Origin of the sequence: Psychroserpens sp. S379A, from assembly GCF_049800755.1 — a bacterium.
Taxonomy (GTDB): Bacteria; Bacteroidota; Bacteroidia; order Flavobacteriales; family Flavobacteriaceae; genus Psychroserpens.
In genome coordinates, this window is the sequence record NZ_JBNAFQ010000007.1 from 5001 (window position 1) to 25548 (window position 20548).

Genomic DNA, 20548 nt, shown 5'->3' on the forward strand with positions numbered 1-20548 from the left:
TATACGCGTTACGCACCCGTGCGCCACTCGTCATCAGAAAAGCAAGCTTCTCTATGTTACCGTTCGACTTGCATGTGTTAGGCCTGCCGCTAGCGTTCATCCTGAGCCAGGATCAAACTCTTCATCGTTATTCTTTTAGACTTACGTCTATTTCTTTAACAACTAATCGAAATTGTTTAATTTCAGTACTCAAAATGGTCTATTCTTTTGTCTTGAAAATTATCGTTTCCAATAACTTTCTTACGCTGTCAATTCAATATGTTAATGAACTTTTTCTTTACTTTTTCTTAACGTTACCTTGTTAAGCGGGTGCAAATATAAAACCCTTTTTTCATTCCCACAATACTATTTTTGTTTTTTTTTGATTTTTTTTCTCAAACTTTAAAATCAAAATAATACCCTAGAACTTTTATCAAAACTTCCCCGTTTTGAGGGCGCAAATATAAAACCCTTTTTCATTCTAACAATACTTATCTTGACTTTTTTTTTTTAAATATTTTTAATCCTAAAAAAAAAAACAATACTGATATGAACTTACCAAAACCTTTTCCGTTTTGAGGGCGCAAATATAAAACCCTTTTTTATTCTTTACCTAATATTTATTAACCTTTTTTTAATTTATTTTACTAACAATTCATTTTAAGCAAATTAACCTTGTCTTATTTCTTACTTAACAACTTATTATTCAAAATCTAACCAAAATACTATCACTTAATTTAATTATATATTATTGTATCTAATATTTTAAGACACTATCTTTGCCGACTTAATTACAATCATTGTCATGATAAACATTACATTACCAGATGAAACTATTAGAACTTTCAAAAAAGGTACAACACCTATGGAAGTTGCAAAAAATATAAGTGAGGGATTTGCCCGAAATGTAATTTCAGCAAACTTCAACAATGAAACTATTGAAACAAACACTCCATTAAACAGAGACGGAACACTCATATTATATACATGGAAAAATGATGAGGGAAAAAAAGCCTTTTGGCATTCAACTTCACATGTGTTAGCACAAGCGCTAGAGGAATTATACTCTGGTATTAAATTATCTATTGGACCAGCTATTGATAATGGATTCTACTATGATGTAGATTTTGGTGAACATTCAATGTCTGAAAAAGATTTCAAAACCATTGAAAACAAAATGATTGAAATCGCAAGAGGAAAACACGACTTCAAAATGCGCTCTGTTTCAAAAGACGAAGCTTTGTCTTTATATAAATCTCAGAATAATGAATATAAGGTAGAGCTAATTGAAAACTTAGAAGATGGCACTATTACTTTCTGTGACCATTCTACTTTTACCGATTTATGTCGTGGAGGACACATACCAAATACAGGAATTATTAAAGCTGTTAAGTTGTTATCAGTAGCAGGAGCCTACTGGAGAGGCGATGAAAATAATAAGCAACTCACAAGAGTGTATGGTATCTCTTTTCCGAAGCAAAAAGAACTAACAGAATATTTACAGTTGCTTGAAGAAGCAAAAAAAAGAGATCATAGAAAGCTAGGTAAGGAATTAGAATTGTTTACTTTTTCTCAAAAAGTTGGACAAGGACTCCCTTTATGGCTACCCAAAGGCGCAGCTCTGAGAGAACGTCTAGAAAATTTTCTTAAAAAGGCGCAAAAGAAAGCTGGTTATGAGATGGTAGCTACTCCACATATAGGTCAAAAGGAATTATATGTTACATCAGGTCATTTTGCTAAATATGGAGAAGATAGCTTTCAACCTATTAATACTCCAGCTGAAGGTGAGGAATTTTTATTAAAACCAATGAATTGTCCTCATCATTGTGAAATCTATAACGCAAAACCTTTTTCATATAAAGAGTTACCTAAACGCTATGCTGAATTTGGTACAGTATATAGATATGAGCAAAGCGGAGAATTACATGGTCTTACTCGCGTAAGAGGCTTTACTCAAGATGATGCTCATATTTTCTGTACTCCTGATCAATTAGATGCTGAGTTTAAAGAAGTTATTGACCTCGTGCTTTATGTTTTCGGATCTTTAGGTTTTGAAAATTTTAAAGCCCAAGTATCTCTTAGAGATCCTGAAAATCCAGAAAAGTATATTGGTAACGATGAGAACTGGAAAAAAGCTGAAGATGCCATACTAAATGCAGTAATAGATAAAGGCTTAGACTATGTTGTTGAAACTGGTGAAGCTGCTTTTTATGGTCCAAAATTAGACTTTATGGTTAAAGATGCTCTAGGTAGAAGCTGGCAATTAGGAACAATTCAAGTTGACTACAATCTTCCAGAGCGATTTGATTTAACCTATAAAGGCAGTGACAATGAACTTCACAGACCAGTAATGATTCACAGAGCTCCTTTCGGAAGTTTGGAGCGTTTTATAGCAATATTACTTGAACATACTGGTGGAAATTTCCCTTTATGGCTTATGCCAACTCAAGTTATTATATTATCTATTAGCGAGAAATATGAAAAATACGCTGAAAAAGTTTTAAATTTGCTAGAAAATAACGAAATTCGCGCCCTCGCAGATCATAGAAATGAAACAATTGGGAAGAAAATTCGAGAAGCTGAAATGAATAAAATCCCATTCATGGTTATCATAGGTGAGAATGAAGAAAAAGAAAACAAAATTTCAGTTCGTCAACATGGTGGAGAAGATTTAGGCATGATTAGTGTAAATGAATTTTCAGAAATTGTTGATAATGAAGTAAAAAAGACATTAAAAACATTTAAATAAAAATAAGTTTAATTAAAATTTTATAGCCATAGCAATACGTAGAAGAAATTACTCTAAGCGAGTAGTAAAAGAAGATCAACACAAAATTAACTCTAAAATTAGAGCCGAAAAGGTACGCCTTGTTGGTGACAATGTAGAGGTTGGTATTTATTCAACAAAAGAAGCTCTTGCCATTGCTGACGATCAAGGGTTAGATTTGGTTGAAATATCACCAAAAGCTGATCCTCCTGTGTGTAAAGTAATGGACTACAAAAAGTTTCTTTACGAACAAAAGAAACGAGAGAAAGCTCTTAAAGCTAAAGCTTCTAAAGTGACAATTAAAGAAATTCGTTTTGGACCTCAAACTGATGACCATGATTACGAATTTAAAAAGAAACACGCAGAGAAGTTTTTAAAAGATGGAGCAAAACTTAAAGCTTTTGTGTTTTTTAAAGGACGTTCAATTGTTTTTAAAGAGCAAGGTCAAATCTTATTATTAAGATTAGCTCAAGATCTTGAAGATTTAGGAAAAGTTGAACAAATGCCAAGATTGGAAGGTAAGCGAATGACCATGTTTATTGCACCAAAAAAGCCTAAATAAAGAATTAAAGCTGAAAAGCTCAGCATTGAAGATAATAAGCGAAACGTAAATAAAACTAGGAAACAATGCCTAAAATGAAAACTAAATCAAGTGCTAAGAAACGTTTTAAACTAACTGGCACTGGTAAGATTAAAAGAAAGCACGCTTTTAAGAGTCATATTTTGACTAAAAAATCTAAAAAGCGTAAGCTAGCTTTAACTCATGACACTTTGGTACACAAAGCAGATGAGGACAATATTAAAACAATGTTACGTTTAAAGTAATATCGTTTTAATCGGTTAAAACAAATTATAAACCCTGGAGTTAGGCTACAAAGAGTGTAAAGTTGAAAAGTGATTATTATTAATTCTAATTACTTGTTACTAATAAACCGCCTACTACAAAAAACAATTTAAGAAATGCCAAGATCAGTAAATTCAGTAGCAAAAAGAGCCAGAAGAAAAAAGGTTCTTAAGCAAGCAAAAGGTTACTTCGGAAGACGTAAAAACGTTTGGACAGTAGCAAAAAATGCGGTTGATAAAGCGATGCAATATTCGTACAGAGACCGTCGAGTTAAAAAAAGAACATTCCGCTCACTTTGGATTATGCGTATTAACGCTGGAGCTAGACAACACGGAATGAGCTATTCAAAGTTTATGGGAAAACTTAAAGCTAACAATATCGAATTGAACCGTAAAGTTCTTGCAGATTTAGCTATGAATAACCCAGAAGCTTTTGAAGCAATAGTTAACAAAGTAAAGTAAGGCGTTTGCCTAATTAACAATAACAATTCGCTTATAAAACCGATTCAGAAATGAGTCGGTTTTTTTATATACTATAGACCAAAAACAGTAACAACTATTTTTCGTTTTGATGCATTATTTCTATGCTCACACAAATAAATTCCTTGCCAAATACCAAGATTTAGTTTTCCATCTGTAATAGGAATCTGTATTGATGAACCCATTAGTGAGGCTTTTATATGCGCAGGCATATCATCTGCTCCTTCAAAAGTATGCTTGTAATATGGTTGGTTTTCTGGAACCATATAATTTATATGAGATTCAAAATCTTCTCTAACAGTAGCGTCTGCATTTTCATTTATGGTTAAACTAGCAGATGTATGTTTGATAAAAACATGAAGCTGTCCAATATTGATTTGTTGTATTTCAAGTATCGCATTTAATACTTTATCAGTTATTAAATGAAAACCTCTAGAATATGGTTTTAATACGATCTCTTTCTGAAAGAATTTCAATGCTATAAATTATGTTTTTTGCTTTTTCTTTTTAGCAGCAGGAAACAATACATTATTCAAAATTAATCGATATCCTGGTGAAGTAGGATGCAAATCGAGTTCGGTTTTTGGATCTCCAACCTTATGTGTATAGTCTTCTGGATCATGACCTCCATAAAATGTAAAGAAACCTTTTCCTTTGATACCATGAATGTACTTGGCTTCTCCATTGGTTTTATTTTCACCCATAATCAATACATTTGACTTTATTTCTTCACGTGTGAATGATGTTGTTTGTCCCATAAAACCTTTTACCAATGCGGTATGATTTTGACATAACATTGAAGGAATCGGATCCCATTTTGCAGAAAACTCCATCAAAGAAAAATAATCTGTTGTCATAGGAATACGACGCTTTCTAGTCATATCTATCGATGAGAATTCGTATACATTTGGACTACGCTCTAAAATAAAATCTTTAAAAGCAAAGGTTCTAGTGTAATCAATTTTATTTTGATAGCCTGCATCACTACCATCACCATCAAACATAGGTTCACAAATATCAACTCCTTCTGCAGATAAAGCAATATCAAAGCTATCTGTAGCACTACACATGGCAAACATAAAGCCACCTCCTATTACATAATCTCGTATTTTTTTTGCTACTGCTAATTTTTCTTGAGAGACTTTATCGTAACCTAAACTTCGTGCTAATGCTTCGGCATCTTTTTTTTCTTGAATATACCACGAGGTCGATTTATATGCTCTGTAAAATTTGCCATATTGACCTGTGAAATCTTCGTGATGCAAATGCAGCCAATCATATAATAATAAGCCATCATTTAAAACGTCTTCATCGTATATGGTTTCATAAGGAATTTCTGCATAGGTCAATACCATTGTTACTGCATCATCCCAAGGCTGTAAGCCTTTAGGTGTATAGACCGCAATTTTAGGAGCTTTTTCTAAAACTACAGCTTCCATGTTTTGCGACGGACTGGCAATCAAGTCAAGAATCTCTTCTGCTTTAGAATTAGAAATTACTTCAAAACTCACACCTCTAATGGTACATTCTCTTCGAATCTCTTCAGCATCTGGTAATAAAAATGAACCTCCTTTGTAGTTCAATAACCACTTTACTTTTTGTTGCTTTTCTAGAGTCCAATAAGTAACACCATAAGCTTTTAAATGGTTCTGCTGACCTTCAGCATCCATAGGTATTAAAATGTAAGAGGCATAACTATTAAAGGCTACACATAAAAACACAAATAGGATAACGATCTTCTTCATATTCGAAAGATACTCAAAAATTATTCCCAAACTAAATGCTTTAATATAGTTTTAGATTTTTTAACTAAATAGTTCTTTTTATTAAAACAATGCTTTTTGTGATCATTGGCTGTAATAAGGTAACCATTCTTCAAGTAGTAGTTATAATACTTGAAAGCAATTTTATTTATTTAAGCGGTTTGATACTCCGTTCTGGTCCTGACAATAAAGAAGCGATGACTTTTGTTCCTGGAAATTGTTCTAGAATAATTTTAATAAACACTGTAATAGGAATTGCCATAATTAAACCTGGAATTCCCCAAATAAAACCCCAAAGCATCAACATTATCAATACCGTAATCACATTTATTGAGAATGATTTGCCCATAAATATTGGTTCTAAAATGGCTCCAAATAGCACTTGCACTCCAGTAATTGATAAAATGAAGAAGAATAATGTACTTGTAGGATCAAGCTCTACAAAGGCAAAAATAGATAATAATATTACCGAAATAAATGAACCTACCATTTGAACGAAATTAATTAAAAAGGCAAAAAGCCCCCAAAAAATTGGAAAACTCACATCAAAGAATACACAAGCTAATCCAGTAAAAACTCCTGTAAGTAAACTAACTAAAAATTTAACTTTAATGAAGGTAATCAAATCCTTTTCAATCTTCATAAACGCTTTTATAGACGTGTGTTTACGTTTTAAGATGGTATTATTCATCACTTTGTGCATATTAATAGATTCCGACAACCATAAAATGGTAAAAAACGTAATCATCAATATGTTGGTTAAAAACTTTCTAATGAAATCAAATGTAGAACCGATATTTTCCTTCTGAAAGAATTGTCCGATAATATTGCCTTCAGAATTATAAACAATACCAAACTTCTCTTGTAGATATACCATTAAGTCATGGATTTTTACTTCAGCTTTTCCAAAGAAACCTGTATTATTTGATAAGATTTGGCGACTAGACAATTGTACCAATTCTATACCAATAAATACACCAATAGCGATAAGAGAAATCACTATCATAATACTAACCAATCGTGGTACATTTCTTCTACTTAACCATCGCATTAAAGGTAAAAACAGTAACGCAATAAACATTGATGATATAAGTGGTATAAAAATAAAAGACAACAGTTTAAGTAAGTAAAACACTAAAGGAATTACGATAAACAATAAAAGTGTATTTGTGGTTCGTCTTTGATCTAACATGAGGCAATTTTCTTTTCGTAGCAGAAAACAAATTTAATGTTTTTATATTGTAATTATCTTCAAAAAATCCTAAAAAGGCACATCATTATCATCTTCTTCAGGAGCATCAAAAGCATCTGAAGCTGATGGGAAATTATCTGGCTTAAAGGTATCGTCATTTGCCGCTGCATTCATTTTAGAATGGAATTCACCAAAAGGCGTATCGAAATCATCAAGGTTATCAAACTTACCTAAATGACCAATAAATTTCAATCGTATGTTTTCTAAACCACCATTTCTATGTTTCGCGACAATAAATTCACCTTGACCTTCAGTAGGAGAACGATCATCATCGTCCCATTCGTCAATTTTATAATACTCTGGTCTGTAAATAAAACTTACAATATCTGCATCCTGCTCAATTGCTCCAGATTCACGTAAATCGGATAATAAAGGTCGTTTACTTCCGCCACGAGTTTCAACTGCACGAGATAACTGAGACAAGGCGATAACTGGAACAGATAATTCTTTTGCTAAAGCTTTTAAGTTTCTTGAAATTGTAGAAATCTCTTGCTCACGATTTCCTCCTTTTTGGCTTCCTCCTGCTGTCATTAACTGCAAGTAATCTATCATAATCATTTTAATACCATACTGCGATACCAAACGTCTAGCCTTTGCTCGTAAATCGAAAATAGATAAGGAAGGTGTATCGTCAATAAACAAAGGTGCTTTTTCAAGCGTTTTTACTTTAACATTTAATTGTTCCCATTCGTGCTTTTCTAACTTACCTGTTCTTAGTTTTTCTGAAGACAGGTTTGTTTCTGAAGAAATTAAACGCGTAATTAACTGTACTGATGACATTTCTAAAGAGAAAAATGCTACAGGAATATTACTATCTACAGCAATATTTCTTGCCATAGTTAAGGTTAAAGCTGTTTTACCCATACCTGGACGCGCAGCAATAATTATTAAATCACTAGGTTGCCATCCAGAAGTCAATTTATCCAATTTGGTAAATCCTGTCGGAATACCACTCATCCCTTCTTTATTAGAAATCTCTTCTATTTTCTTTTTTGCTTGGATGACTAAGCTTTGTGCTGTTTCTGTCGATTTTTTTACGTTACCTTGTGTGACTTCGTAAAGTTTAGCTTCAGCATTATCTAATAAATCAAAAACATCTTTAGTTTCATCGTAAGCTTCTTCAATAATTTCGTTTGAAATTTTAATAAGGCTACGCTGAATATATTTTTGAAGGATGATACGAGCATGAAACTCAATATGTGCTGAAGATGACACACGTTGTGTGAGTGAAATCAGGTAAAAATCACCTCCAATTAAGTCTAATTTAGCGTCTTTCTTTAACTGGCTAGAAACGGTTAATAAATCAATAGGTTCACTATTTTCAAATAATTTGAAAATGGCTTCAAAGATGGTTTTGTGCGCTTCTTTGTAAAATGCTTCAGGACTTAAAATATCAATAACCTCATCAACCCCTTTTTTATCAATCATCATTGCTCCAAGCACAACTTCTTCTAAATCAATAGCTTGAGGTGGTATTTTTCCTTTTTCAAGATTGATAATTGTACTTTTATCGACTTTATAGCCTTGTATTTGGTTAGGTTGTTTCATAACTACGAAAGTAAAACAATTGTGACCTAAAATTGAACTTTGGGAATTTTCAATCTTAACAGGTCGTCAACAATTTAACTGTTAATAAGTTGATTATATTGTTAATAGTGACAAAAAAAACCGAAACCCAAAGTTTCAGTTTTTTTAATCCTTTATGTTATAAGGTTTAGCCTTTAAAAACTCCCATAGAAGAGTATTTTTCCATGCGTTCTTTCACCAACTCTTTTGGTGATAAGTTTTTTAGGTCTTTATAATTTGATTCGATTGCTTTTTTAACAGCTAAAAATGTTGCCTCGCGATCTGAATGTGCTCCACCTAAAGGTTCTTTTATAATGCCATCTACTACTTTTAGTTTTTTAGCATCTGTAGCTGTTAATTTCAAGGCTTCAGCAGCTTGTTCTTTTTGATCCCAACTTCTCCAAAGGATGGATGAGCAATTTTCTGGTGAAATAACAGAGTACCAAGCATTCTCTAGCATTAACACACGATCTCCTACACCAATTCCTAAAGCTCCACCAGAAGCACCTTCGCCAATTACAATGGTTATAATTGGTACTTTAAGTCGAGACATTTCTAAAATATTTCTTGCAATCGCTTCACCTTGTCCTCGCTCTTCGGCTTCTAAACCTGGATATGCACCTGGAGTATCAATTAAAGTCACCACAGGAATTCCGAATTTTTCGGCAGACTTCATTAAACGTAATGCCTTACGATACCCTTCAGGATTTGACATTCCGAAGTTTCTATATTGTCTGGTTTTGGTATTGTAACCTTTTTGCTGACCAATAAACATAAATGTTTGGTCACCTATTTTACCTAAACCTCCAATCATAGCTTTATCGTCTTTCACATTTCTATCACCATGAAGTTCTAAAAATGAATCACCACAAAGTGCATTGATATGATCTAAAGTATAAGGTCTGTTAGGATGACGAGATAGCTGCACACGTTGCCATGCGGTTAAATTCTTGTATATATCCTTTTTAGTTTCAGCTAATTTTGTTTCAATTTTCTTACAAGTTTCAGTAACATCAACATCACTTTCTTCACCAATGATTTGACATTTTTCTAATTGATCTTGCAATTCTTTTATAGGAAGTTCAAATTCTAAATATTCCATTTAAACAATTGTTTAATTTTAGTTAGCGTACAAAACTACATTTTTTTTCGATTGTAGACACGCGAAAGGTAAGTTCGATTTTAAGGTTTAACAAAAATAATGAATATGTGTATATGTAGACAAACTTTAAGTCGTTTTATCTGAAACAGATGCGAGATGCTTTTTTTGTTTATAATTTTTTAAAAAAGCATCCATCAATACTGTTATCAGAATTAAAATGGCTCCATAATAAAATTGAGTGCTCATTATTTCAGTTTCTGGAAACAATAGTAAAGCCAAAGAAATTCCGTAAATAGGTTCTAAATTATAGGTTAAAATTACAGTATATGGACTTATATGTCGCATGACATCTACAGATCCAATAAAGGCGTAAGCTGTACATACTGAAGCCAAAATGAATAAGTATATCCAATCATTGTTACTGAGTGTAAAAAATTCTGTGCTAAATCCATCTTGAAATAAGACAATAAAAAGCGTTAAAAAGGCAACACCACTAATAAACTCATAAAATGAAATTACAGTAGCTTGATGTGTTTCGATAAAACGACCATTAATCACTGCAAATAATGTGGAAAACAACGCTGAAGATATTCCTAAAATGATTCCGTTAATATATTTTATTTCACTTTGGGTAATTAAAAAGACTCCAATAATGACAATGATACCAAATATAATTTCATACCAAATAATTCGTCTTTTATAAATCAATGGTTCTATAAATGACGCAAAAAATGCACCTGTAGAAAACATGGCTAGCGTAATCGATACATTAGATTGGTTAATGGCTTCAAAAAAGGTAATCCAATGCAAAGCGATGATAATTCCAGCTCCAAAAAATTTCAGCTTAGTTTTTGCATCAACCTTAATTTTTAATCGGATTAGTTTAATATAGACAAACATTAAAATGCCTGCAATTAACATACGATACCAAACTAAGGCAGTAGAACCAATTGAAATCAATTCACCTAAAATAGCTGTAAAGCCAGCAATAAACACTAAAAAATGAAGATGAAGGTAATTTTTTAATTTAGCGTTTGGCATTGTATAGGAGATATCCAGCTAATATACCAAAAAGTAAATTAGGAAACCAGACTGCTATAATTGGAGAAAAATCGGATTGCTCAGCCATCACACCAAACACTTTATCAAAAAAGACATAAACCATGGCAATTGTAATTCCGAAGGCTAAGTTTACTCCCATTCCACCTCTTCGTTTAACAGAAGATACAGCAACAGCAATAATGGTCAATATAAATACTGAAACAGGCAAACTCCATTTCTTATATTTAACCACTTCGTAGCGACCAATATTTGAAGAACCTCTTTGCTTTTCTTTTTCAATAAATCGGTTTAATTCTCCATACTGAAGGGTTTCTGCAATGTATTCAACAGGAGTTAAATCGTCAACATCAAAAGGTAACAACGTGTCTTTTCGTCTAACTGTTTCAATAATATCTTCATGTTTACCAACTGTTCTCTTAATATAATTAACAAGTCTGTATGTAGTATCTTTATAAGTTATTGAATTAGCAGAAATCTTATACTTTAAAACATTATCTTCAAAATGTTCTAATGTGAAATTGTTTCCTCGTTTAGATTTTGGATCGAAACTACTCACATAAATAAAATCGTTGTCATTAATCTGCCTATAAATATTATGCGTTTGTACAATATCCTTGCTACTCTTCAAATATTTATATTTAAATGTATTAAACCCTTTGCTTGCTTTTGGAGCTAAATATAATCCTAGAACCAAAGCAAAAGCTGAAACAATTGTAGCGCCAATTAAATAAGGTCTTAAAAATCTAGAAAAAGACACACCTGAACTTAAGAATGCAACAATTTCGGTATTGTTTGCTAATTTGGATGTGAACCAGATAACAGATAAAAACAAAAATATAGGAAACAATAAATTGGCAAAGTAAATTGTAAAGTCTAAATAGTATTGTGCCACTGCATGAAAAGGCACTTCTTTCTCAAGTATTTTTCCAATTTTTTCAGCAAGGTTTACTGTAATTCCGATAGGAATAAACAGTAATAACATCATCAAAAAAGTGAATAGATATCGTTTTAATATGTACCAATCTAATATTTTCAAATAGTATTATTTTAAAATCACAATTTATTAAAATTCAAATAATTACATTGTTTTATTTTAATTATTAATTAAACTATAATCTGTTATCCATTTGTTTTACCATTTTATCTTTCCATGCTCTAAAATCTCCTGCTAAGATATGTTTTCTAGCTTCCCTTACCAACCATAAATAAAATCCGAGATTATGAATGGTAGCAATTTGCTTTCCGAGCAATTCATTAACCGTAAACAAATGTCTTAAATAGGCTTTACTATATTCGGTATCTACAAACGTAATTCCCATTTCATCAATTGGAGAAAAATCGTCAGCCCATTTCAAATTTTTAATATTTATGGTTCCATGAGCCGTAAATAACATCCCATTTCTAGCATTACGAGTTGGCATTACACAATCAAACATATCAACTCCTAAGGCAATATTTTCTAAAATATTTATTGGTGTTCCTACTCCCATTAAATAACGTGGTTTGTCCCAAGGTAGAATATCACAAACCACATCTGTCATAGCATACATTTCTTCAGCAGGCTCTCCAACAGATAAGCCTCCAATCGCGTTTCCTTGCGCTCCAGCATTTGCAATATATTCTGCTGATTGCTGCCTTAAATCCTTATACGTACTCCCTTGAACAATAGGAAAAAAAGTTTGTTCATAACCATACTTAAAAGGTGTTTTATCTAAATGAGTTAAACAACGCTCTAACCAACGATGTGTCATGTGCATCGATCGTTTTGCATAGTTATAATCGCAAGGATAAGGTGTGCATTCGTCAAAAGCCATGATAATATCTGCACCAATACTACGTTGAATTTCCATGACATTTTCAGGTGTAAATACATGATAACTACCATCAATGTGCGATTTAAATTTCACACCTTCTTCTTTTATCTTACGATTTGCAGACAAAGAATATACTTGGTAACCACCAGAATCGGTTAAAATGTTTCTATCCCAATTCATAAACTTATGCAAACCACCAGCTTTTTCTAAAATAGGTGTTTGCGGTCTCAAGTATAAATGATACGTATTTCCTAAAATAATATCTGGATTGATATCATTTTTAAGTTCTCGTTGATGCACGCCTTTAACAGAAGCAACTGTTCCTACAGGCATAAATATAGGTGTCTCAATTTGACCATGATCTGTAGTAATTACTCCAGCTCTGGCTTTACTTTGAGTGTCTTTAGCTTTTAATTCGAAATTCATAAATATGTAAATCAGTGAGCAAAGATAACCATATAGACGTATTATGCTCTTAAACATTTAATAAAATTATACTTCTAAAAACTTAAAATTCTGATGGATTATTTTAAATCATATTAAATTGTTAGCAACTGTTTAAAATCGTTAATAAGTGACCCTTTTCTATTTTTGATTAGGCTTGTGAAAACTTTATTTTTGACGCTCAAACTACTCATACATTTTATATGCCTAACACACAACTATTACAAGATTTAACAACTCAAGTTCGTAGAGATATTTTACGAATGGTTCACAAAGTCAATTCTGGTCATCCAGGAGGCTCTCTAGGATGCGCAGAATTTTTTGTCAGCCTATACCAAGACATTATGGATAGAAAAGATACGTTTGATATGGATGGAATTGGAGAAGACCTTTTCTTCCTTTCTAATGGTCACATCTCTCCTGTTTTTTATAGCGTTCTTGCTAGATCTGGCTACTTTCCTGTAGATGAATTAAACACCTTTAGACTTATCGATTCTAGATTACAAGGTCATCCAACAACACACGAAGGACTACCAGGTGTTAGAGTAGCTTCAGGTTCTCTAGGCCAAGGATTTAGTGTTGCTTTAGGTGCTGCAGAAACCAAAAAACTAAACAACGACAAACATCTTGTGTATAGCTTACATGGTGATGGCGAATTACAAGAAGGTCAAAATTGGGAAGGTATTATGTATGCTGCTGCAAACAATATTGATAATATCATTTCTACAATTGATTTAAACGGACAACAAATTGATGGTTCTACTGATGATGTATTACCAATGGGAAGTGTAAGAGCTAAATTTGAAGCGTTTGGATGGACCGTTGTTGATATAGAAGAAGGCAACAATATTGATGCTATTTTAAAAGGCATGACTGAAGCAAAATCGTTAACTGGAAAAGGAAAACCAGTTTGTGTCTTACTAAAAACGGTTATGGGACATGGCGTAGATTTTATGATGCACACTCACGCTTGGCATGGTAAAGCTCCTAATGACGAACAACTGGAAATTGGATTAGCACAAAATGCTGAAACTTTAGGAGACTATTAATCATCAATCAGAACAACAAAAAAATGAAAACATATACGAATACAGGAAATAAAGATACACGCTCTGGTTTTGGAGCTGGATTAACAGAGTTGGGAAAAACTAACGAAAATGTCGTTGCGCTTTGCGCTGACCTTATTGGCTCTTTAAAAATGGATGAATTTAAAGCCAATCATCCAGAACGTTTTTTTCAAGTAGGAATCGCCGAAGCTAACATGATAGGCCTTGCTGCCGGAATGACTATTGGTGGAAAAATTCCATTTACAGGAACATTTGCAAATTTTTCAACTGGTCGTGTATATGACCAAATTAGACAAAGCGTTGCTTATTCTGATAAAAATGTGAAGATTTGTGCTTCACATGCTGGATTAACATTAGGTGAAGATGGAGCTACACACCAAATTCTTGAAGACATAGGACTAATGAAAATGTTACCAGGAATGACTGTTATCAATACTTGTGATTACAACCAAACAAAAGCTGCTACAATAGCTATTGCTGAACATAAAGGCCCTGTTTATTTGCGTTTTGGAAGACCAAAAGTTGCAAATTTCACTCCAGAAAATCAAAACTTTGAAATAGGAAAAGCCGTTCAATTAACTGAAGGCAATGATGTAACCATTGTAGCAACTGGTCATTTAGTTTGGGAAGCTCTTGAAGCTGCAAAAGAATTAAATGATAAAGGCATTTCAGCAGAAGTTATAAATATTCATACCATAAAACCTCTTGACGATAAAGCCATTCTAGATTCTGTATCTAAAACTGGCTGTATTGTTACTGCTGAAGAACATAATTATTTAGGAGGCTTAGGAGAAAGTGTCGCAAGAGTATTAGCTCAACATCATCCAGTACCTCAAGAATTTATTGCAACCAATGATACTTTTGGAGAGTCTGGAACACCTGCTCAATTAATGGAAAAATATGGATTGAATGCTAAAGCTATAACTAAGGCATCAGAAAAAGTTTTAAAAAGAAAATAATTGCATAATATAAACCAATAAAAAAAGCCGCTAATAGCGGCTTTTTTTTAGTTATCATCTTGATTAGAAAGTGTGGTTCCAGCATCTAAGTAGTTAGGAATTCCATCACTATCAGTGTCATCGTTTGTAGGATCACCATCGTTATCAATATCTTCATAACGGGTTAAGACACCATCTCCATCATCGTCAGCATCGAAAAAATTAGGTAAACCATCATTATCTGTATCATCATCATACACATCTCCATCTCCATTTAAATCTTCCAAATAAGACAAGATTAAATCTCCATCATGGTCGTTGGCATCAGATGTATATAATTCAAATTTGAATATTAGATTTTCGTACTGAGAAATTTCTGAATCAAAAGGTGGACTATTAAAATAAGCCAATCCCGAAGGTATAAACATCACACCTAAGCCATAATTGCTATAAGAAAATGTGCCGTCTTCATTCTCATCAATATTTTCAGTCGTTCCAAAACTAGGAATTATTACCCTCCAACCTTCAATAAGAGTAGGATTAGCAAGATCAAATGTTGTTGGATTGACAGTACTATCAAAGTCATCACCATCGAAAAACTGACCGAAATAATTAATATTCACAGTGTCTGATGAGTAAGGAGTAGCTCCTCCACCTTGATTTAGTCTTAAAATATAATATTCATACTCAACATCTTGATATTCTACTACATGTGTTTCAATATCATCTATTAATAGCGTATTTGTTTCTGGTGATGGCAAATCTTCGTAAACACCATCATTATTTACATCAGGAAGTTCAGTAATAACAATATCTTGATAAGTATAGTCTCCAGGAATTCCAAATACTGAAGAATTATAATAATGTGTACTTAAATAATTCAACAAAGAATCTTTATCTGCTTCTTGCTGAACAGTTCTATCTCTAGCTGGTTGAATATATGCATCACTTGAATCATCAGGTTTACATGATAAAAAGCATAAAATTGCTACAGTAAAAATTAATAATAAACTTCTAATTGTCATAATCAAGATTAATTTCTTTTACATTTATAAAAAATATCGCAACCTTCCTAGATGTTACAATATTCTTTATTTTTAAGGCGCAAGATACAATAATATATATTTTTGCATCAAACAATTAACGCCATTTTTACAACTTTAATATGCGAATAGATAAATACCTGTGGTGCATTAGATATTTTAAGACAAGAAGTATGGCATCAAATGCCTGTAAAAAAGGTCAAGTTAAAGTCAACGATCAGGTTGTAAAACCTAGTAGAGAGGTATATGCTACTGATAAAATTGAATTACGAAAAGATCAAATTAACTATACCATTATAGTTAATGACATTCCACCAAGTCGAATTGGTGCTAAATTAGTTGATCTTTATAGAACTGATACAACTCCAAAAGAGGCATTTGAAGCTAAAGAATTATTAAAATATTCTAAAGATTATTACAGAAAAAAAGGAACAGGACGACCAACTAAAAAAGACAGACGAGATATTGATGATTTTTATGAAACTCCTGAGGAAGATATCTAATATTTAAACAAGCATTACAAAACTCTTTTTTATCTTTGAACAAATCTAAAACTAGCATGAGCATTACTAAAAACATAATACTCAATCATCAAGAAATTAAGCATAAAATAAGACGTATAGCTTATCAAATTTATGAAAACAATGTTAATGAAGATGAAATTATCTTAGCTGGAATTCAAGATAACGGTTATATATTGGCAAAAAAGCTCAAGCAAAGCCTTGAAAAAATTTCAGATGTCAAACCCATTCTTTGCAAAGTAACTATAGATAAAAAAAATCCGCTTTCTGAAATTAAAACATCTCTCAAGAAAGAAGAATATACCAATAAGTCTTTAGTTTTAATTGATGATGTTTTAAATTCAGGCAGTACATTAATATATGGTGTAAAACATTTTTTAGATGTTCCTCTAAAACAATTTAAAACAGCTGTTTTGGTAAACAGAAACCATAAAAAATACCCTGTTAAAGCAGATTTTAAAGGTATTTCTTTATCTACATCATTACATGAGCATGTAGAAGTTATTTTATCTAGCAAACAATTTGAAGCCTATTTAGAATAATTGTAGTAATATAGATTTTACAACATCATCTACCGATAATCCATCAGTCTTAATTGTAATATCAGACTGCTCATACACTGGAGCACGCTCAAATAAATGCTTACCTATAAATTCTGACAATTCATCTTTAGATTCTAAATGAGAAATTAATGGTCTTCCACTTTTCTCATCAAATAATCGATCTACAAGATTATTAATTGAAGATTTCAAATAAATTAAGACTACTTGTTTCTCTTGTTTAATTAGTTTTAAATTATCTCCATAACAAGGTGTTCCTCCTCCTAATGCAATAACGGCATGCTTACGTTTAACAACTTGATCTAAAGACAATCGTTCTTGCTTTCTAAAAAAAACTTCTCCCTTAGTTTTAAAAATCTCATGTATTTTCATACCTATATTATTTTCAATATAAATATCGAAATCTATAAACTCATAATTCAAAATCTTAGATAATTTTCTACCTACAGTAGATTTTCCAGATCCCATATACCCAATTAAAACTAATGTCATTTTCTCCTTATAAATTGATTATTAAAAACATAAGATAAACTACAACAAAAAAACAAAAAATTATCTAAAAATAGGTTTGGAATATTAATTAAACGTTTTATATTTGCACCCTCATTTAAGAGAAACCTTATTGACCAGGTAGCTCAGTTGGTAGAGCATCTCCCTTTTAAGGAGAGGGTCCTGGGTTCGAGCCCCAGCCTGGTCACTTTAAAAAAAAATGTTAAGCTTTTGCTTAACTTTTTTTTTATCTTTATTTACATAATGCGCACGTGGCGGAATTGGTAGACGCGCCAGCTTGAGGGGTTGGTGGACATTAGTCCGTGGAAGTTCGAGTCTTCTCGTGCGCACAATTACAAGATAGACATCAATTTCTTTCTATTTATGCTTTATAAGCATTGTACCAATAACCTCTCGAACGTTTTCACTATTCCAATTTGCAGCTCCAGTTTTATCGATTACAATTTCACCTTCTCTATTTATAATAAATGTTCTAGGTATAGAAGATACATTAAACTCTGAAGGATATGGAGCCAAGGGTTGATATATTGGAAACGTATAATTATTATGCGTCATTAATTCATACAACTTCTCCTTATTTTCATTACTTACAAACAAGAATACAACATCTTCGTTATCCTGATAATTTTCGAATAAATCCTGAAGACTAGGCATTTCAGCAATACAAGGTGGACACCAAGTCGCCCAGAAATTAATTACAATAACTTTTCCTTTAACTGAATTAAAATCAAAATCATTACCTGATATATCTTTTAATTGCCAATTATAATCCGAAATCAAAATACGTTCAGAATCTTCAACTAATGAAGGCTTAACAATTATAACCATAATTTTGCTTAAAAACACTTGAATTGGTTGTCTAGTCTGCGGAATGATAAACAGCATAATAACAACTAAAAAAATAAGATTATAAACTTTAGATTTTTTTGATTTCGCCATGATATAATAAATAAAAACGCATTACCATAGTCGATAATGCGTTTCAAATCTAACAACAAAACATAATTAAATGTTTTCTTTTTCTAACAATAATAAATTAATTCCTTGTTACAGAACCCGAAATAGATGCCACTGGTCCCATTCCCATTGAGATTGCTGTATGCGTCATTGCTGTTGAAGGAACCATATGCGCTAATGGCTTTAAAGTAAATGGCATCGGACTATTATCTGGGATTGGCTCAACCGAGATCACTACAGTTCTATCTCTTAAATCAGTTGGAAACATCAATCCTTGAGGCGCATTTTGCAAATAGTCTTCTCCAGGATATCCAGGTCCATTTCCAGTATCTCCTTTAAATGGTGATGAAGTAGCATTATCATCGGCTGAAGCTGGATTAATAAACGTTCCTGTGCTAATTGGAGTTCCATCAAACACAACCCAACCTTCATAAGCCCAACCATCACTTAATACAGGTAAGTCTAAACCTGCAACTGCACTTCCGCTGGAATTATCTAAAAACCAAACACCACTTTCTTCATTTGTATCATCATCATCGGTTGGTGTCGCTAAAATATAAGTTCCTGTCGAAGTACTAAAATCTGCCACAATTCCATTAGAATCAACATTTGCAGATGCTCCTGAAAAATCACCTGCTAGAATTTTTGTAGCAGCAGGAGCTGGATCTGGATCAATAGCCGGTTCAATAGACAACACAAAAGTTGTTGCATTATTCAGTTGTTCGGAATTTACAGAAAACGTTTGCGGAAAAGTTACACTTGTAAACGTTCCTGTAGATACTGGAGCGCCATTTACAATAATCCATCCTTCGTAAACAAAATCATCTCCTAAGGCTTCTAAGCCTGTAAGGTTTAATGTCAAATTTGAGTTTGTAGGATCGTTATTGTTGTTATTATCGTCATCACTACTGCATGAAGTGGCTATAAATCCTAAAACCAAAACTGCTAAAAACATTTTTTTAATCATCATATACAATTTTAAAGTTATTTAATACTTCAAAATTATAGCTTGGCATTGTTACAAAATGTTAGCTATCTAACACTCGTAAAAAAAGTTTAAAAATTTATGCTGAATTTTTCAAAATACGAATCTCTTTTCGGTTAAAATCTATGTAGTTTTCCTCTTTAAGCTCATTTAAAAGAATATTAAGTGTTGGTCGAGAAGTACCAATTAGAGAAGCAATATCTTTTTGTGTGTATGGATGCTTGATAACATGATCTCCTGTTTTTGGACAGTCATAACCATAATCCTCACAAAGCTCATCTAAAAATTCAACCAATCGTGTTTTAGTATCCTTAAAAAGCAACAATTGAAGTCTGCGTTCTAACTTTTTAAACTTAAACCCTATGAATTTATAAATTTTAAAACTAAAGGTTTGGTTATCTCGCATTAAATCATGCATGGTTTGTACACCAATCGGACAAATAGAAGTAGCATTATCAATCGATTGCGCAAATTCGTCACGAGTATTTGCACCAAGAATGGCTTTCTCTCCAAACAATTCACCTTTTGACAAAATAGCTTTTACAATTTCGTCGCCATTTTCATTGTAGTAACCTATCTTTACTTTACCTTTTTCGATTAGATAGACTTTATTTGCAGAATCGTCTTCAAAATAGATATAATCTTTTTTCTTATAAGCATCGAAGTCATGATCTTTCTTATAGGCTTTAAACTTATGAGGACACAATACTTTAAACAGATTAACATCGTCAAAAAACCAAATAGATTGCATGTTGGAAGAGTTTATTGTTAGATACATCAACTGTCGGTAAAACTCTTAACAACTTACAGTTAGAATGAAAAAGAAACCATTTAAAAAACGCATGTCATCATAAACAAAGTGATGACTCTTAAAAACTTAAACATCTTACTTTAA

At 32.3% G+C, this 20548-nt stretch carries 21 protein-coding genes, 2 tRNA genes and 1 rRNA gene (1 of these 24 running past the window's edge); 10 read left to right on the forward strand and 14 right to left on the reverse strand.

Features of this window, described 5'->3' with window-relative positions; all coding sequences use genetic code 11:
• Positions 1 to 128: ribosomal RNA gene (locus tag ACP15M_RS13785) — 16S ribosomal RNA — on the reverse strand; it reaches 1398 nt to the left of the window's first position.
• Between the two features lie 656 nt (positions 129 to 784).
• On the opposite strand from ACP15M_RS13785, the gene thrS reads away from it, so the two are divergent.
• The 4 genes from thrS to rplT all read left to right on the forward strand — a co-directional run bounded on the left by thrS (position 785) and on the right by rplT (position 4051).
• Positions 785 to 2728, forward strand: a complete 1944-nt coding sequence (gene thrS / locus ACP15M_RS13790; protein WP_425077784.1) for a threonine--tRNA ligase — start codon at positions 785 to 787, stop codon at positions 2726 to 2728.
• A gap of 34 nt (positions 2729 to 2762) precedes the next feature.
• A complete protein-coding gene (gene infC / locus ACP15M_RS13795) occupies positions 2763 to 3308 on the forward strand; it encodes a translation initiation factor IF-3 (RefSeq protein ID WP_425077816.1) in 546 nt (181 codons plus the stop codon).
• A 65-nt stretch (positions 3309 to 3373) separates the two neighbouring features.
• Positions 3374 to 3571, forward strand: coding sequence for a 50S ribosomal protein L35 (gene rpmI, locus ACP15M_RS13800; protein WP_019388182.1), 198 nt, complete (start codon positions 3374 to 3376; stop codon positions 3569 to 3571).
• A 135-nt stretch (positions 3572 to 3706) separates the two neighbouring features.
• Positions 3707 to 4051, forward strand: coding sequence for a 50S ribosomal protein L20 (gene rplT, locus ACP15M_RS13805; protein ID WP_040250654.1), 345 nt, complete (start codon positions 3707 to 3709; stop codon positions 4049 to 4051).
• Between the two features lie 71 nt (positions 4052 to 4122).
• On the opposite strand, the gene ACP15M_RS13810 is transcribed toward rplT, so the two are convergent.
• From ACP15M_RS13810 to tgt, 8 genes are all read right to left on the reverse strand, one after another.
• Positions 4123 to 4545 carry a secondary thiamine-phosphate synthase enzyme YjbQ gene (locus ACP15M_RS13810; RefSeq protein WP_425077785.1) on the reverse strand — a complete coding sequence of 141 codons (423 nt, stop codon included), beginning with the start codon at positions 4543 to 4545 and terminating at the stop codon, positions 4123 to 4125.
• A gap of 9 nt (positions 4546 to 4554) precedes the next feature.
• Positions 4555 to 5814 carry an asparagine synthetase B gene (locus tag ACP15M_RS13815; protein ID WP_425077786.1) on the reverse strand — a complete coding sequence of 420 codons (1260 nt, stop codon included), beginning with the start codon at positions 5812 to 5814 and terminating at the stop codon, positions 4555 to 4557.
• A gap of 166 nt (positions 5815 to 5980) precedes the next feature.
• On the reverse strand, positions 5981 to 7024 hold the full coding sequence (locus ACP15M_RS13820; RefSeq protein ID WP_425077787.1) for an AI-2E family transporter: 1044 nt from the start codon (positions 7022 to 7024) through the stop codon (positions 5981 to 5983).
• Positions 7025 to 7093: 69 nt separating this feature from the next.
• Positions 7094 to 8632 (reverse strand): replicative DNA helicase, encoded by a 1539-nt coding sequence (gene dnaB / locus ACP15M_RS13825; RefSeq protein WP_425077788.1) that lies wholly within the window; start codon positions 8630 to 8632, stop codon positions 7094 to 7096.
• Between the two features lie 166 nt (positions 8633 to 8798).
• Positions 8799 to 9752 (reverse strand): acetyl-CoA carboxylase carboxyltransferase subunit alpha, encoded by a 954-nt coding sequence (locus ACP15M_RS13830; RefSeq protein ID WP_425077789.1) that lies wholly within the window; start codon positions 9750 to 9752, stop codon positions 8799 to 8801.
• Between the two features lie 126 nt (positions 9753 to 9878).
• Positions 9879 to 10793 (reverse strand): DMT family transporter, encoded by a 915-nt coding sequence (locus tag ACP15M_RS13835; protein ID WP_425077790.1) that lies wholly within the window; start codon positions 10791 to 10793, stop codon positions 9879 to 9881.
• Positions 10780 to 11850 (reverse strand): LptF/LptG family permease, encoded by a 1071-nt coding sequence (locus ACP15M_RS13840; protein WP_425077791.1) that lies wholly within the window; start codon positions 11848 to 11850, stop codon positions 10780 to 10782. Before ACP15M_RS13840 ends, ACP15M_RS13835 begins: the two co-directional genes overlap by 14 nt.
• Positions 11851 to 11923: 73 nt before the next feature.
• A complete protein-coding gene (tgt, locus tag ACP15M_RS13845; protein ID WP_425077792.1) occupies positions 11924 to 13054 on the reverse strand; it encodes a tRNA guanosine(34) transglycosylase Tgt in 1131 nt (376 codons plus the stop codon).
• A gap of 221 nt (positions 13055 to 13275) precedes the next feature.
• On the opposite strand from tgt, the gene ACP15M_RS13850 reads away from it, so the two are divergent.
• The gene (locus ACP15M_RS13850; protein ID WP_425077793.1) at positions 13276 to 14121 is read left to right on the forward strand and encodes a transketolase; all 846 of its coding nucleotides are present in this window, start codon (positions 13276 to 13278) and stop codon (positions 14119 to 14121) included.
• A 23-nt stretch (positions 14122 to 14144) separates the two neighbouring features.
• The gene (locus ACP15M_RS13855; RefSeq protein WP_425077794.1) at positions 14145 to 15098 is read left to right on the forward strand and encodes a transketolase family protein; all 954 of its coding nucleotides are present in this window, start codon (positions 14145 to 14147) and stop codon (positions 15096 to 15098) included.
• A gap of 47 nt (positions 15099 to 15145) precedes the next feature.
• Here ACP15M_RS13855 and ACP15M_RS13860 read toward each other — a convergent pair whose 3' ends face one another.
• A complete protein-coding gene (locus tag ACP15M_RS13860) occupies positions 15146 to 16102 on the reverse strand; it encodes an FKBP-type peptidyl-prolyl cis-trans isomerase (protein WP_425077795.1) in 957 nt (318 codons plus the stop codon).
• A gap of 140 nt (positions 16103 to 16242) precedes the next feature.
• On the opposite strand from ACP15M_RS13860, the gene ACP15M_RS13865 reads away from it, so the two are divergent.
• On the forward strand, positions 16243 to 16623 hold the full coding sequence (locus ACP15M_RS13865; protein ID WP_425077796.1) for an RNA-binding S4 domain-containing protein: 381 nt from the start codon (positions 16243 to 16245) through the stop codon (positions 16621 to 16623).
• A 56-nt stretch (positions 16624 to 16679) separates the two neighbouring features.
• Positions 16680 to 17183: a phosphoribosyltransferase family protein gene (locus ACP15M_RS13870; protein ID WP_425077797.1), complete on the forward strand. Its 504-nt coding sequence runs from the start codon at positions 16680 to 16682 to the stop codon at positions 17181 to 17183.
• On the opposite strand, the gene ACP15M_RS13875 is transcribed toward ACP15M_RS13870, so the two are convergent.
• Positions 17175 to 17693 carry a shikimate kinase gene (locus ACP15M_RS13875; RefSeq protein ID WP_425077798.1) on the reverse strand — a complete coding sequence of 173 codons (519 nt, stop codon included), beginning with the start codon at positions 17691 to 17693 and terminating at the stop codon, positions 17175 to 17177. The genes ACP15M_RS13870 and ACP15M_RS13875 overlap by 9 nt on opposite strands.
• A gap of 132 nt (positions 17694 to 17825) precedes the next feature.
• Between ACP15M_RS13875 and ACP15M_RS13880 the strand changes: the two genes are divergently transcribed.
• A tRNA-Lys gene (locus ACP15M_RS13880) sits at positions 17826 to 17898 on the forward strand.
• Between the two features lie 58 nt (positions 17899 to 17956).
• Positions 17957 to 18040, forward strand: a tRNA-Leu gene (locus ACP15M_RS13885).
• A gap of 28 nt (positions 18041 to 18068) precedes the next feature.
• Here ACP15M_RS13885 and ACP15M_RS13890 read toward each other — a convergent pair.
• The 3 genes from ACP15M_RS13890 to ACP15M_RS13900 form a co-directional block, all read right to left on the reverse strand.
• On the reverse strand, positions 18069 to 18650 hold the full coding sequence (locus ACP15M_RS13890) for a TlpA family protein disulfide reductase (protein ID WP_425077799.1): 582 nt from the start codon (positions 18648 to 18650) through the stop codon (positions 18069 to 18071).
• Positions 18651 to 18747: 97 nt separating this feature from the next.
• A complete protein-coding gene (locus tag ACP15M_RS13895) occupies positions 18748 to 19638 on the reverse strand; it encodes an anti-sigma factor (RefSeq protein ID WP_425077800.1) in 891 nt (296 codons plus the stop codon).
• 94 nt (positions 19639 to 19732) lie between these two features.
• Positions 19733 to 20404 carry a Crp/Fnr family transcriptional regulator gene (locus tag ACP15M_RS13900; RefSeq protein WP_425077801.1) on the reverse strand — a complete coding sequence of 224 codons (672 nt, stop codon included), beginning with the start codon at positions 20402 to 20404 and terminating at the stop codon, positions 19733 to 19735.
• Positions 20405 to 20548 lie beyond the last annotated feature (144 nt).